This is a genomic window from Bacteroidota bacterium (genome assembly GCA_016722375.1).
Taxonomy (GTDB): Bacteria; Bacteroidota; Bacteroidia; order Chitinophagales; family LD1; genus Bog-950.
The window spans coordinates 35620-50202 of record JADKJG010000010.1 but is presented as its reverse complement, the minus strand read 5'-3'; the positions used below and the strand labels follow the sequence as shown (position 1 = coordinate 50202).

Annotated in this window: 13 protein-coding genes, 1 tRNA gene and 1 pseudogene; 13 read left to right on the top strand and 2 right to left on the bottom strand. The window is 42.3% G+C overall.

Annotated elements, in window-relative coordinates; all coding sequences use genetic code 11:
* The first annotated feature begins 36 nt into the window (after window positions 1-36).
* From IPP77_14040 to IPP77_14025, 4 genes are all read left to right on the top strand, one after another.
* On the top strand, window positions 37-564 hold the full coding sequence (locus tag IPP77_14040; GenBank protein MBL0310744.1) for a hypothetical protein: 528 nt from the start codon (window positions 37-39) through the stop codon (window positions 562-564).
* A gap of 112 nt (window positions 565-676) precedes the next feature.
* Entirely contained in the window at window positions 677-2911 is a 2235-nt protein-coding gene (locus IPP77_14035) for a TonB-dependent receptor (GenBank protein ID MBL0310743.1), read from the top strand.
* Window positions 2912-3009: 98 nt separating this feature from the next.
* On the top strand, window positions 3010-3411 hold the full coding sequence (locus IPP77_14030; protein ID MBL0310742.1) for a hypothetical protein: 402 nt from the start codon (window positions 3010-3012) through the stop codon (window positions 3409-3411).
* 98 nt (window positions 3412-3509) lie between these two features.
* Window positions 3510-3824 carry an HPF/RaiA family ribosome-associated protein gene (locus IPP77_14025; GenBank protein MBL0310741.1) on the top strand — a complete coding sequence of 105 codons (315 nt, stop codon included), beginning with the start codon at window positions 3510-3512 and terminating at the stop codon, window positions 3822-3824.
* 19 nt (window positions 3825-3843) lie between these two features.
* On the opposite strand, the gene IPP77_14020 is transcribed toward IPP77_14025, so the two are convergent.
* A complete protein-coding gene (locus tag IPP77_14020) occupies window positions 3844-4485 on the bottom strand; it encodes a fibronectin type III domain-containing protein (GenBank protein ID MBL0310740.1) in 642 nt (213 codons plus the stop codon).
* A gap of 1036 nt (window positions 4486-5521) precedes the next feature.
* Here IPP77_14020 and IPP77_14015 point away from each other — a divergent pair.
* From IPP77_14015 to IPP77_13975, 9 genes and pseudogenes are all read left to right on the top strand, one after another.
* Complete coding sequence (locus tag IPP77_14015) at window positions 5522-5968, top strand: cupin domain-containing protein (protein MBL0310739.1); 447 nt, start codon at window positions 5522-5524, stop codon at window positions 5966-5968.
* Window positions 5969-6014: 46 nt separating this feature from the next.
* Entirely contained in the window at window positions 6015-6215 is a 201-nt protein-coding gene (locus IPP77_14010) for a hypothetical protein (GenBank protein MBL0310738.1), read from the top strand.
* 2 nt (window positions 6216-6217) lie between these two features.
* On the top strand, window positions 6218-6484 hold the full coding sequence (locus IPP77_14005; protein ID MBL0310737.1) for a type II toxin-antitoxin system RelE/ParE family toxin: 267 nt from the start codon (window positions 6218-6220) through the stop codon (window positions 6482-6484).
* 96 nt (window positions 6485-6580) lie between these two features.
* The gene (locus tag IPP77_14000) at window positions 6581-9187 is read left to right on the top strand and encodes a valine--tRNA ligase (GenBank protein ID MBL0310736.1); all 2607 of its coding nucleotides are present in this window, start codon (window positions 6581-6583) and stop codon (window positions 9185-9187) included.
* Between the two features lie 275 nt (window positions 9188-9462).
* Window positions 9463-9702, top strand: coding sequence for a WYL domain-containing protein (locus IPP77_13995; protein ID MBL0310735.1), 240 nt, complete (start codon window positions 9463-9465; stop codon window positions 9700-9702).
* A 178-nt stretch (window positions 9703-9880) separates the two neighbouring features.
* Window positions 9881-10864, top strand: a pseudogene (locus tag IPP77_13990) (sensor histidine kinase).
* Between the two features lie 86 nt (window positions 10865-10950).
* A tRNA-Leu gene (locus tag IPP77_13985) sits at window positions 10951-11034 on the top strand.
* Between the two features lie 56 nt (window positions 11035-11090).
* Window positions 11091-12305 carry a class I SAM-dependent methyltransferase gene (locus IPP77_13980; protein ID MBL0310734.1) on the top strand — a complete coding sequence of 405 codons (1215 nt, stop codon included), beginning with the start codon at window positions 11091-11093 and terminating at the stop codon, window positions 12303-12305.
* A 48-nt stretch (window positions 12306-12353) separates the two neighbouring features.
* Complete coding sequence (locus IPP77_13975) at window positions 12354-12962, top strand: hypothetical protein (GenBank protein MBL0310733.1); 609 nt, start codon at window positions 12354-12356, stop codon at window positions 12960-12962.
* A gap of 57 nt (window positions 12963-13019) precedes the next feature.
* Here IPP77_13975 and IPP77_13970 read toward each other — a convergent pair whose 3' ends face one another.
* A complete protein-coding gene (locus IPP77_13970) occupies window positions 13020-14006 on the bottom strand; it encodes a hypothetical protein (protein MBL0310732.1) in 987 nt (328 codons plus the stop codon).
* Between the last annotated feature and the right edge of the window lie 577 nt (window positions 14007-14583).

Genomic DNA, 14583 nt, shown 5'->3' with positions numbered 1-14583 from the left:
GGAAATAACTCTCCTCTTTCTACATTCGCGCCACACATGCGCCGAGTTTTATCGCTTGCTTTTGTCGCGGTTTTAATGTTGAATCTCTTCGGGTTTTACGCGGCCTTTATCCTGAACCTGAGCGAAGCGAGGAAGGAGATGGAAGAATCTTTAGCTCATTTAGAAAAAGAGGACCTTTCATTCATGTCCATGAGCCACGTGGAATTTGAAAACATCACTTGGGTTAAGAGGAACAAAGAATTCCGTCTCAACAATCGGCTATTTGATGTAGAAGAAATAAAGATTTACAAAGATCAAGTATTACTATATGTCGAGGAAGACACCAAAGAAGCTGATTTGATTGAGCGGTTTGCTTCTTTGTTTTTTCAGCAGCAGGAAGGGGATAATAGCCAATCGCCAACGAGAACTATGCTTTATGATGTAATTAAGGAGTTTATCGCCCATCCTGATTCATTTAAGTATTTCGCTTCCGCTTTTCTTTATTCCTTTTACTCTGCCGAAACATTTTTATACTCCTCTTTCATAGTGAATCCCCTCTCTCCGCCGCCCGATCGGGTTTCTTAGTATTCGATCATTATTGTTTTTTGTCCCATAGCGTGAAGGAACGGATGTCCTTTTATAGCCTGATATCCGCTTGGTGACAACTCTTATATCTATTTTAATCAAAACTAAAATCATGAAAAGAATAATAACCATTTCCTTAATTCTGTTGAGCGGCGCTTCGGTCTTTGCGCAGATAGACTCGACAGAAAAAATAATTCAGAAAGACGAGGTAGTCATTGCCGTCAACAAGTTTGAAGGACTTAAATCTAATGCTGCTCAGCAAAGCAACGTCATTACATCCAATGACCTTCGCCGGATGAATGCTCAAAGCTCTGCGGATGTCTTGACGATGAGCGGCCAGGTATTTGTGCAGAAGAGCCAGCAGGGAGGGGGAAGCCCGATGCTTCGCGGCTTTGAAGCCAGCCGGGTGCTGTTAGTAGTAGATGGGGTTCGTATGAACAACATAATTTACCGAGCCGGACATCTTCAAAACTCTATAACCGTGGATAATAACATGGTGGATAGGGTAGAGGTTCTGTATGGGCCATCTTCCACTATTTTCGGAAGCGACGCATTGGGAGGTGTAGTTCATTTTCGAACGAAGAACCCTATACTTTCAGGCGAAAAGAATTTCTTATCCAAAGGAAATGCATTCTTCCGCTATGGCACCGTTAATAATGAAATGACCGGCCACATGGATATTAGTTTGGCCGGTAAAAAATTCGGCTCCATTACTTCTGCCACCTTCTCCAATTTCGGCGACATGCATCAGGGCAGCTATGTAACGCCCGCCACCGCCGGATTCTGGGACCGCGAATACTATGCCAAGATGTTGTATGCAAAAGATTCGCTGGGCAATAACAGGTACGTGAAAGACACGACCATTAAGAACAGCGTACCTGCCGTTCAAGCTGGAACTGCTTTCTATCAATACGATTTGTTGCAGAAGTTTTTGTACCAGCAATCCGAAAACATCACACACGTTTTGAATGTGCAATTTTCAAACACGAACAACCTGCCACGCTACGATAGGATGACCGCAATGACCAGTCCCACTACTTTGAAAGATGCAGAGTGGTACTACGGCCCACAAAGAAGATTGCTCGCTGCTTATGAATTCAACTATAAAAATGCCGGATGGTTAGACAACATCAGTTTGGGGGTCAACTACCAGAACATTGAAGAGAGCCGCCATAACCGCGGATTTGGAAAAAGGTTCAAAACCTCGCGTATAGAGCAGGTGAATGTGATTGGATTTCATGCAGACGTTCGCAAGAAATTTGGTGCTCATGACGTAGTGTTAGGTGCAGACGGACAATTCAACTTTCTCAAATCAAAAGCATTTGGTACCGATGTATTTGAAGATACCACCATCGCAGCCAGTACCCGTTATCCGGATGGGAAAAACCGAATGAACTATATGGCGGTTTATCTCACACACCAATGGCAAATCAGTCCAAAATTGATTCTGAGTGATGGACTGCGATACAATTTTGTGGCGTTGCACTCCACGCTCACGCCCGAATCGCAGGACTTCTATCCGCTGCCATATTCTGAAATCAAGAACAACTACCATGCTCTTTCAGGCAATGTAGGTTTGGTAGCAAAACCCGGTGCCGGATTTCGTTTGGCGGCATTGTTCTCTACCGGCTTCCGCGCTCCGAATGTGGACGACATGAGCAAGGTTTTTGAAAGTGTTCAAGGAAGTGTGGTCGTGCCGAATAGCAAACTGAAACCGGAATACACCCTAAACGGAGAACTGACAGTCGAGAAATCTTTCTCCGATAAACTTCGCATCAGTGCCACCGGTTTCTACACCTATTTCATTCAGGCCATCACTTATGACAAAGCTCAATTCAACGGGCAGGATAGCATTGATTATGACGGGACTTTGAGTCAGGTCATCACAAGCACTAACGAGGGCAAAGCATACATTGCCGGTGTGAGCGGCAATATAGAAGCTGATCTTACCAATTGGATAAGCCTCTATGGTAATGTTACTTATACCTACGGAAGAATCGTTACCGACAGTGTGCCTTATCCGCTCGACCATATTCCGCCTATCTACGGACGCGCAGGTTTCCGCGCCAAACACAAATGGGTGCGCGGCGAATTCTTTGCCTTGTTCGCTGCAAAAAAGCGACTGCAAGATTTCAACATGCTGGGCGAGGACAACTTCAAACAAGCGACACCTAACGGTGAGCCTGCTTGGTTCACCCTCAATGCTCGAATTGGTTTTCAACCTCATAAAAACTTCGGTTTCGATATGGGATGCGATAACATCATGGACATGCGCTATCGTTCATTTGGTTCTGGTTTCAGTGCCGCAGGAAGAAACTTCTTCGTCACCGCCAGATTCAACTGGTAATATTTACGGATGCCATCCAAATCGGGTGGCATCCTTTTTTACCCACCAACCTTTCTGTGGGTTTTAGTCCGAAGGTTTATGTTTGTCGCAGCAACTAAATGCTTTATGAAAAAACTGTTTTCGATTTTATCCTCGTCGCGCTGTTCTCTACCTTCTACTCTTGTCAGAAATCAGGAGTCACGCTTCCGGTCATCAACTTCTATGCCGGTACCGGATATGTCTATTCTGATACGGTGCTTGCTCACGGAACCATCGCCACTTTTGGCATCAATGCCTACAAGGCCGGAGTAGATCAACTCCTTCGCAAATGTATCATCCAGCGCAGCATCAACGGCAGCGCCGATAGCACCATACAAGAAATGGATGTCATCACACAAACCTTCTCTCAATTTTATGGATACACCGTTGGCGATTCGGGAAATGTTGAGCGATACACCTTTATCATACTCCAAGACAACGGGCTGAGCGACAGCGCCATCGCCACGATCACCTCCATCTGATCTTCACAATTTATTATAAGCAGGTACACCTGCCTGAAATATTTCACTACCTTCACACCTATTCCTAAACTCTTTTTTATCTATTAAAATCAAACAAAATGAACATTCAATTCAACACCGACCACAACGTATCTGGAAAAGAAGAACACGTAACATCGCTCACCGAATTTATCACCAAAGGCTTGAGCCGTTTTGAAGAAAGAATCACCAACGTAGAGGTTCATCTGACCGACGAAAATGGCAGTAAGAACACGCCAAACGACAAACGTTGTGTTATTGAAGTGCGTCTCAACGGGCTTCCTCCCATCGCCGTCACTAACCATGACAACACCCATGAACAGGTCGTGCGCGGAGCTGTTGACAAGATGAAATCTGCCCTCGATTCCGCTATTGGGCGTTTGAGAGATAAGTAGCGTTATTGAATCATAGCTTTCATTCCTCCTCATGCGAAACGATGCCAATCCTGTTGCTCCATGGACCGGCACCGGTAGCGTTCGTTGCGCGGACCTGAAACCAAATTTTTACACCAGGGCGGGGAGATTGAAACACCAACTTAGGGTCGCTGGTACTATCTCCCTGAACCCATTTGGCATGCTCCGATGAAGAAAATGTATAGCGAATCTCATAGCTGAATATATTATATCGCCGGGCGATTCCCTTCCAGAGTAGAATAATTTCGCCTGATTTATTGGTGGCCCGTGCGCGAAGATTTTGCAAAACCGGGGGAACAGGCGAAGCTGTTTTCGCTTTCCGCCATTTCATTCCTGAACTGAGCGCCTTCAACATATCGCCATTGCTGGCCACTGCTACATACCAGCTCATTTGTCTTAGTGTATTTGCCAGCTCGTCGCTTGCTTTCCGTTGTTCAATCAACGCAATTTTTAAAGCCTGCTTCGCGATAGCCAATTTCTCCATCTTAGCATTCATCTTATCCATCTTTGCTTTAAAAGCTGCTAAAGTTGGCTTGGGATCAAGAAAGTTGGGATTGTCTTTCATCGAATTATAAATAAGCAGGGCGATTTCATGCTTCTGAACCGGTGAAGTGTTGCGAAGGTCTAATACTACTTTGCTCATCGTCTTTTTATTTTGTTAATCAGTATCAAACATTTGCGGGAAAGCATCCACCTCGCCACAGTTTGATTTATAAATTCAAATTTAATAGATACTTTTTGAATAAAGCAATACAATGGGTAACTTTCTATCCTTATTTTATGACAGAAGAGGACGGTAGTTTAATAGAACAGGGATTGTCTTGAGAAATATTCAGTTCTAATCCTCAAAAACATATTGTCTATACCGCGTATAGACAATATGTTCCATCCCAAAAGCGGCCATGCACCATTATTTATATTGTCTATATCCTGTTTAGACAATATTATTATTTAACTAAGGGTCCTAAATTGGAGCATGATATTGTCTATATGTGGTATAGACAATATATTTTAGCAAGAGAAATCGGTTTTTTTGAAATTTATATTGTCTTTATGGAATATAGACAATATAAGCCTGTAGCAAAGGGCTTATAATTTGGTATGAGATAGGCTCCTTTTGAAAACAAGGACATTGTATTTGAAAAAAAGTGTCCGATTCCAGCAGAATATAAAGTGTTTGTTCGAAAACACCGTCCATTTTGTATGTAAATGGATAGGCTTTTTTGACGCATTGATGTGGAAATTGGAAAAGAGGATTGTTATTTTTGGGGGAAAAGAATTATGAAAGTGATTTTCGCTTTGTTTTTTGGACTTATTATTCCTGCCATATTGATAATGGCTCCTTTCTTTATCATATTGTTTAGTAGCAAAATGAAATGGATTGATCGAAGAGTATATTGGGGAGTAGTTTCCTCTTGTTTTTTGGTTGGTTTAATCGTACCGATTATGGCAATCTATATTTCCATTTTCGGATTGACATACAACCGCCAATCTGAGGGGCCAAAATGTTTGACTGGTGTAGTCACCTTCGCTTTCTTTGGGTATCTTATAAATCTTGTTGTTGTACCTATCTCAGGTTTTATTTTGATACCACCGGCTCGAACAAGTTAATTGTCTGATTATCACATGCTCAAATCAACACATTGTCAAATTCCAAACAAATCATCTCCCACCTTCAAATGCTCCCACATCCCGAAGGAGGATATTATAAAGAAACATATCGCTCCGCAGAAAAAGTAAAGAACCGCGACGGAGAAGAAAGAAACTGTTGCACAGCTATTTACTTTCTGCTGGAGGATGGAGATATATCCCATTTCCACCGCATTCAGTCCGATGAACTTTGGTTCTTCCACAGCGGGCAGACTTTAGAAATCACCTACATCGAAGATGGACAGGCGCATCATATTTATCTCGGCAACAATCTCGAAACCGGAGAAGTTGCGCAGGCGGTAATCCCTGCCGGGCTTTGGTTTGCTTCTAAACTGAAAGATGCGAAGGGATATGCCTTGGTCAGTTGCACCGTTGCTCCCGGTTTCGATTTCCGCGATTTTGAAATGGCCAAGCGCGAAGAACTATTGAAAGAATATCCGCACTTGAAAGAGGTGGTGGAGGAATTGGCGATGTAAAGGCTGAAAAGAAAATCTTTATCTTTACTCTTATCAAACCAAAAATATGTTTCACTTGAAACCACATTATGTTACGGATGCTAAAGACAAGAAAGTAGCTGTCCAGTTAAGTATAGAAGCCTACGAAAAGATTGAAGAGGTGTTGGAAAACTATGCTCTTTTCCACTTGATGAAGGAGGCCGAAGAGAAACCTTTGAACGCTGAAGAAGCCAAAGTGTATTACCGGAAGTTGAAAAAGAAGAAGTAATCATGCAGGTTCTTTATCAGAAGAGGTTTCTGAAAGACCTTTCTCTTGTTCCTCACAGAAGCAGGAAAGAAATAGAAAATTTTGTTTTTGAGGTCTTACCTGATGCTGCTACCATAGCGGAACTTAGTAGGTTTGAAAAGATGACAGGTTATGAATATTGCTTCAAAGCGCGTTTTGGTTCATACCGTATCGGTGCATATTATAAAGACAATGTTCTTGAATTAAGACGAGTGCTTCACCGAAAGGAGATTTACAGATATTTCCCATAGTTCTGTACCTATTTACTTTTATCCAACCTCAGTGGATTCGCTAATTGGTCATTGTCAATTGCATATATTCGCGGACTGAAAAAAGAAAAATTACCAATGGAATTGCCGAAAATATATGACCCGAAGGAGATTGAAGATAAATGGTACGCATACTGGCTGCACAACAACTATTTCCATTCCGAGCCGGATGGAAGAGAGCCATACACGATAGTTATTCCTCCGCCAAATGTAACCGGTGTGTTGCACATGGGCCACATGCTCAACAATACGATTCAGGATATTCTGATTCGGAAGGCGCGGATGGAAGGCAAGAACGCTTGCTGGGTACCGGGTACAGACCATGCTTCGATCGCTACAGAAGCCAAGGTGGTACACATGCTGCGCGAAAAGGGAATCAAGAAAAGTGATTTGTCGCGCGAAGAGTTTTTGAAATATGCTTGGGAATGGAAAGATAAGTACGGCGGTATCATCCTCGAACAGTTAAAGAAACTGGGCGCCAGTTGCGACTGGCAGCGCACACGCTTCACGATGGAAGAATCTTTGAGCGAAGCGGTGACCGATGCATTCATTCATCTGTACAACAAGGGAATGATTTATCGCGGGCTGCGCATGATCAACTGGGATCCGCAAGCCAAGACCACATTGAGCAACGAGGAGGTGATTCACCAAGAAGAGAAGAGCCTGCTGTGTTTTGTGAAATATAAAATAAGGGGTAGCGAGGATTTTATTTCTGTGGCCACCGTTCGTCCCGAAACGATTATGGGCGATGTGGCGGTTTGCGTCAATCCGAATGATGAGCGTTACAAACATCTGGTGGGCAAAACGGTAATTGTTCCGATGGTGAACCGCGAAGTACAAATAATTGCTGACGACTATGTGGACATGGAATTCGGTACCGGTGCATTGAAAATCACTCCGGCGCATGATGTCAACGATTATGAAATAGGAAAGAAATTCAACCTGCCTGTAATTGATTGCTTCAATGAAGATGGAACCGTTAGTGAAGCGGCACAAGTGTTTGTTGGAGTAGATCGCTTCAAAGCCCGCAAATTGGCTATTGAAAAACTAAAAGAAGAAGGCCTTCTCATCAAGACTGAGGACTACATGAACAAGGTAGGCCGAAGCGAGCGCACCAATGCAGTGGTAGAGCCTCGTTTATCGCTGCAATGGTTTGTAAACATGAAAGACCTTTCCAAACCTGCTTTGGAAAATGTAGTGAATCAAAACATCCGTCTGATTCCTGAAAAATATATCAACACCTATAAACACTGGATGGAGAATGTGCGCGACTGGTGTATTTCACGTCAGTTGTGGTGGGGGCAGCGTATTCCTGCTTGGTATGATGCAGAAGGAAATTTTGTAGTAGCAAAAACACAGGAGGAGGCAATAGCTGAATACAAAACCCGCTATCCGAAATCTGCTATTCAAAATCTTAAACAGGATGAAGATGTGGTGGATACTTGGTTTTCCTCCTGGCTCTGGCCGATTACAGTTTTTGATGGGTTTAATAATCGGGAGGGAAAAGATTTCAAATACTACTATCCGACTAATGATTTAGTAACCGCGCCGGAGATTCTTTTTTTCTGGGTGGCGAGGATGATTATTGCCGGTTATGAATTTGCAGGCGATAAACCATTCACGAATGTTTACCTCACCGGTATCGTGCGCGATAAGTTGGGAAGAAAGATGAGCAAGAGTCTTGGCAATTCTCCTGATCCGTTGGACCTCATCAGCAAGTATGGTGCCGATGGAGTGCGGATGGGTATGCTCGTTTGTTCACCGGCCGGAAATGATTTGCCTTTTGATGAATCGCTTTGCGAGCAGGGAAGAAACTTCTGCAACAAGATTTGGAATGCGCTGCGCTTGGTGAAAGGATGGCATATTGAAGACGGAGCGAATGAAGGAAACAAAATCGCTATAGAATGGATTGAAAGCAAACTCAACTTGACGATAGAATCTATGAACGCTTCCATGCAGAACTTCCGTTTGAGCGAAGCCTTGATGACTATTTATAAATTCATTTGGGATGATTTCTGTTCTTGGTATCTGGAACTGATTAAACCAGATTATCAAAAGCCTATTGATTCTTACACCTACGAAAAGACGATAGATATTTTTGAACAGATCACTTTGTTGCTCCATCCCTTCATGCCTTTCATCACCGAAGAAATCTGGCATTCGCTGAAAGTGAGAAAGGAAAATGAAAGTATTTGCGTGGCTCAATATCCCAAAGTCGGGAAAGTGAATGAATTATTGATTGAACAAGCGAGTTTTACTTTTGAAGTCATTGCCAATATCCGCGATATCCGCGCCAAAGCAAATAAGAAGAATGCCGAAACAGTGGATATGCTCTATACCGGTTCTGGCGAGGCGCCTTTTCATTCCTTCCGGCACAAGTTGATTAAGCTGGCCAGACTGGGAACTTTGGAGCATACTACCGAAGAACAAAAGGGCATGAAAGCCTTTATGGTCAAAGACCGACAGTTCTTTGTAAACACAGGCTTAGTGTCTGATGCCGCCCAGGAAAGAAAGAAACTGCTCGAAGAATTAGAATACGCAAAAGGTTTTCTTGCCTCCATCGAAAAGAAACTTTCTAACGAAAAATTTGTCTCTTCCGCTCCTCCGGCAGTTGTTGAAGGCGAACGGAAAAAGAAGGAAGATGCTGTGAAGAAAATTGGTATTCTGGAACAGTCGCTTTCCTAATTGTCTAAAACAGGCGGAAACTTTTGTCTGATTATAGGTTTCTGAAATGTAGCAATATCAGTGGTTTAACGGAAACTTGTAAAAATTAAATTTCTTTAAAAATTTGGCGGAAAGGGTTTAACCATTACTTTTGTCAACATAATTATCACCATGCGTACCAATAGTTCACACTCAGGTTTTGATCGAAACAGTCGGCCCATGCACTATTCTCCTGTTTTATTAAGTGCTCTGTATCATGGCATTGAAAACTTCAAAATTGTTGAAGTAGAATATGAATCAGAGAAAAGGGTACTTCTCACAGGGTTGTTGAACCCATATCTATCATTCAAAAAAATGGTAAGAAGCATTTGGTGGGCTGGTGTCGGCTTCGCAATGATTACCGCACTTTTATTGTTGACCGTATGACTACTGTCAAAGTGAAAAATGAGAATTTTGAGAAGCGCGCGGACTTTGATGAAAGCGTATTTTTGAATGAGCTATATCAATCTGCTTTGGAAAGCAGTCCCGAAGTTTAATTTTCTTGACCTACTAATAGAGAAAGGCAGCAGTTACCCAACTGTTGCCTTTTGAATTTTTAAGAGATATTGTTTTACTACTCCTACCTTTAATTTTAAATTAGAGCCAAACAACCGAACGTTGAATCAGCTTTCTCCAAGAACCCTTACTATAATTATTTCATTGCTACTCGCCTTGATGGTGAGCATTGCTGATTTATTCTTTGGAGCATCCTTGCTCCATTTCTCTGTGATGTTCTTGATGGTTTTTGTTGGGGCTTCCTTGTTGATTTACTACTTCGTGGACATATACCTTCGCAATCGAATAAAGCTGGCTTATAAAACGATTCATCAATTTAAACTGACCAAGAATTTAAAAGTATCCATTGGCGAAACAAGTAGTGATGATCCCCTTCGTGAAATGGAGGTACAGGTAGAAAACTAAATAAAAAATAAAAGCAAAAAAATTAAAAATTTGAAAAAGATGGAGAAATTTAGAAGAGAATTTCTCGCAAATCTCTCCCATGAACTCAAGACTCCCATCTTTAATATTCAGGGATATATACATACACTGCTTGATGGAGCCTTGAATGAACCCGAAGTTTTAAAACACTTTTTGGAGAGAACGTCTAAAAGCGTTGACCGACTCAACACGCTGGTGGATGATTTAGATGAAATATCTAAAATGGAACGCGGTGAAATAAATATGGTGATGGAATCTTTTGACATCGTCCAGTTGATGAAAGAGGTGTTTGAATCAATGGAACTGAGGGCGAAGAAGAAAAATATTTCGCTGCACATAAAGAAGGGACACGACAAACCTCAATATGTATTTGCTGATAAAGAGAAAATCAGGCAGGTGCTAAACAATCTGGTTGAGAACTCCATCAAGTATGGAAACGAGGGTGGAGAGAGTTATGCCAGCTTCTATGACATGGACGAAAATGTTCTCATTGAAGTAAGCGACAATGGAATCGGGATTGCTGAGGAACACCTGCCGCGTTTGTTTGAAAGGTTTTACCGGAACGATAAACATCGCTCGCGCGAACAAGGTGGTACTGGTTTGGGATTGGCCATTGTAAAGCACATTATTGAAGCACATCAACAAACCATTAACGTTCGCAGCACGGTAGGAGTAGGCACTACCTTCGCCTTCACCCTTGAAAAATCCAAGGAAAAGTAACCAATTATAAAAGCTGTAGAATCAGGTATGTTTTGTGCCTGATGTCTTCTGCCTAACATCAATTTTCTATATTTGCACCTCTCAAAGCCCGGATGGCGAAACTGGTAGACGCACTACCTTGAGGTGGTAGCGCCCGAAAGGGTGTGCGAGTTCGAATCTCGCTTCGGGCACCTGAGTAAATGAAAAGTCCTGCCGAAAGCAGGACTTTATTTTTTTTATCCCTGTTATGATGCAAAAACTTCACAGAAATTTAGTGGTGGCGGTTATCGCCGGTTTGAAAGATATTTTGCTTGACAAAAAACAGGCAGACTCAACAGTTGAACAAATCCTTACCTCCAATAAGACTTGGGGCGCACGCGATCGGCATTTTATAGCCGATAACATCTACCATATCGTTCGCTACAAAAGGCTTTATGAATTTTGTAGCGATGAAGAGGCTTGGGGTGAAGGCGCTATTTGGAGAATCTTCGCCACCAAATGGCTGACCGATGGCCATGAACTTCCAGAATGGGAAGAGTTCGCTACGTTGAATAAAGAAGCAATACTAAAGCAGTTTGAAAGCGCCCAATCCATTCCTAAAATCAGGGAATCAGTTCCTGATTGGTTGGATGTATTGGGTCTGAAGGAATTAGGGAAAGATTGGGAAAAGGAAATTACTGCGCTGAATACTCCGGCAAAGTTTTGCCTCCGCATCAACACGCTGAAAGCAAACAAAGCGGTTATCACTAAACAGCTTACCGATGAAGGGGTGGAATTTGCCGAAAGCGAAATAGCGCCCGACGCATTGATCATTCTTTCTAAAAAGAATTTTAGAAGTCATCCGGCTTATAAGAATGGCTTGTTTGAGGTACAGGACATTGCTTCCCAATTAGTGGCTCCGATGCTTCAAGTTGCGTCGGGCATGAAAGTGATTGACGGCTGCGCCGGAGCCGGAGGCAAAGCGCTTCATCTTGCAGCACTGATGAAGAATCAGGGAGAAATTCTGGCAGTAGATACGCACGAAAAGAAACTGGAGGAATTGACCCGACGTGCCAATCGGGCAGGATGTTTTATCATTCAAACATTGGATGCGAGTAAATTGACCCACAATTATCAGGCGCGCTTACAAAGTTTTGCGGACCGGATTCTGCTGGATGTTCCTTGTTCTGGAACGGGTGTGCTACGTCGGAAGCCAGATGCTAAATGGAGCCTGACTGAAAAATTTATTAATGAATTAAAAAATGCGCAGTCGCAAATATTGGATGAGTACTCCCCCATGCTCAAACCCGGAGGCCTTCTGGTTTATTCCACCTGTAGTATTTTCCCTTCTGAAAACCAAAAGCAAATACAGGCTTTCATTAAGAGAAGCTCCATCTCGTTTGAACTGGAGGAGGAGAAAGTAATTTCACCAGCAGAAACCGGTTTCGATGGTTTTTATATCGCCCGGTTGAAAAGAATTTGACCCTCTATTTTCTTCTTTTTATTTATTTCACCTTGAAAATATAAAACCATGAAAAAGAATTTGTTGTTCCTCCTCTTATTTGCTCTTATTGTTTCGCTCCATGCTCAAGACACGAAAAAAGTTTTCGGCAGCTTGAATATAGGTTGGTATGGTATGGATTTTACAGAAGCAAAGATGCTCGGCTTCGGTGATGAATCGCCCACCAAAATAAAAGACGAATATTTCCGCGCATGGAATGATGTGGCGATTGATATTGACATGGCCAAGGTTTTTCAAAAAAACACCGCTTTTAAAGATCCTAACGGAATTACTAAGATGAATCTCGCGCGTCCTACCGAAAATCTGAAAGCAGATGAAGACGTAGATTTTACACCAGAATTTATTGCCGAGATGATTAAGAAAACTCCGGTTGGGCATAAAAAGGAAGGACTTGGTGTTACATTTTTGGTGCAGAGTTTTAATAAGACCTCACAGGTAGCAACGGTTCATGTAGTGTTTTTCGATATTGCCAACAGCAGTGTTTTATGGAGTAAAAAAATGACTGCCAAAGCCGGTGGAGGCGACAACAAAAAAGCATGGGCTGCTGCTATGCGCGACCTGTTCACTCAAATCCAGAAAAAAGAATTTGATAACTGGAGAAAAGAAGCGAACTACTAGTCTATCTGTTGATGCTCTTTTTTTCAGGTGCTTTCAGCACAGCACAAGCAGCCTTTCTCAGCCTTTAATTTCAACGTGGAATGAACCGGTGAATGTCGAGAGATTATTCACCACCAAAAAATTGCGGCCCGGTGCCCAACCGGCATGGCCTATGTTCATTTTTCTGCGATTGCCTTCAGACAAATTTATAGGAACCGGTCCTTGTGCCGTGGAAGAATCAGAGAATCCGAACTGGAGGTTGATCTTATCCTGACTGTCGTTCAAAAAAACTGCCTTTCTATTCGGATTCAATTTCTCTGCCACGTGCGGCGGAATCTCTATATAGTTTATACCGGCTACCACCGTCAATTTTTTAGAGAAATGAAAACGATACGTGTTTATAATATTCAAATCAAAATAATCATGGAGCAGGTGTTCTTCATTATAAAAACGGCTGAGCAAGCCACCCCAAACAATGCCCCAAAATGCTTTCATCGAGGCCTTCCATTGAATTTCGCGCTGGCTGCGCAATTCATCCGTGTTGCCCTCCTTGCCCTGTTGCACATCGCGGGCAGCTTTGGTCAGCGCATAATAAGCTGCCACATCAGCCTGAACCGGCACCAGCGACGGCTGAGTTCCCGTAAACTCCAGCAGTTTATCTGACAATGCCTTGAGCGAAATCAAGCGGTCTTCATAGTTGCCTTTATAAAATGGATTTCTCTTTTTGGGAAAAATTTCAATAGCCGTGGGCGAATCTTCTGGAAACACGGAATGTATTGGCCCTTCCCATTGCTTCAATTTGCTTTTCATTTCTTCCAGATAAACTTGAAACTGGTTGGTTTTTCCTTTATAGGTGCCTTCGGAAATTAGAACCGCTACGTTTAAATGTTTGTAGGCATCGAAATGCGGAAGAAAGGCAGTGTAGATAAGTTGTATAGCCGGATCGGTAGAAGCATTTAGTTTATCCGCCGAGTCGGTGAGGAAAGACAGTGCCTTGGGATGGCTTCCACGGGTTTTAATTAAAAAAGTGTTTTTGAACAAGTTAGCCTTCCTATTAGCTGACATAGACTTTATTTTAGCGATTATAAAATTAAGCTTATGCGAATATAAATATAGTTCCACAGACAATCTAATGAGTGCCGTTTCGATAAATTTTAACAAGGCAGAATATTTGTCAGCAATTTTCATTTTGATAATCTGGGACGGGAGTTATGGCTGATATTTCCTGAATCTTTCAGAGCTTTTGAATTCTCCTGATGGTAATTATTTAGTCGAGAATGCTGTCAGGAATCTACCGGAAATAATTATTAAGTCAATAATGGCATCTGGAAAGTCCCGGAAGGAATTATTTAGTCGAAAATTGTGTCGGGAAAGTCCCAGAGGTAATTATTTAGTCAATAATGGTATCAGGAAAACACCGGAGATAATAATTTAGTCGAGAATGGCATCGGGAAAGTCCCGGAAGCAATTATTTAGTCGAAAATGGTATCGGGAAAGTCCTAGAGGTAATTATTTAGTCAATAATGATATCAGGAAAGTACCGGAGGAAATAATTTAGTCGAGAATTGCATCGGGAAACTCCCGGAAGCAATAATGATATACAGAATGGCTTCTTGGAAGTCAAGGAGGCATTTGCCAAATC